Below are 518 nucleotides of genomic sequence, written 5' to 3'. Positions count from 1 at the left end.
GAACTCAAATTCCAGTTGTCCTTCGGTATATAAGGCATCCATCTCGACTTCCGCTGAAATAATCAGTTTTACGTTGCGCTCATAAAACTCGTCGACTAAAGCAATAAAACGCCTCGCAGCATCATCAATTTTACGATTCATCTGACGAACATCGGCCAGTAAAACCGTGTGATAAATACGTGAGAGTTCAATGTAATCGTTTTGACTTCGAGCGGTTTGGCACAACTGCTCAAAAGAAGCATGTAACACCCCATCACTGGCTTCAATCACGTTAATCTGTCGATGATTAATGTCGATTTTGTGAGCAACGCTTTTACGCTCAGCCGTAAGCTGCTGATAATAGGTATTTAAATTAATAGAAGCCTGCTCATCCAATGGATAATGGTAGATTTCGGCTTGTTCCAAAGTCCTCAGACGATAATCGACACCACTATCCACATTTAGTACATGGCAACGCGCCAAAATCATATCAATAGCAGGAAGGAAACGAGCTCGCTGTAAGCCATTACGATACAAAT

General features: G+C 41.7%; 1 protein-coding gene. It reads right to left on the bottom strand.

Features of this window, described 5'->3' with window-relative positions:
• On the bottom strand, positions 1-518 hold a 518-nt coding region (gene zapE / locus R8N47_RS28430), incomplete at both ends, for a cell division protein ZapE (RefSeq protein WP_318186511.1).

It is taken from the genome of Vibrio sp. 2132-1, from assembly GCF_033344315.1.
Note: the sequence above shows the minus strand (reverse complement) of the source record. Positions and strands in the feature narration are given on the sequence as shown.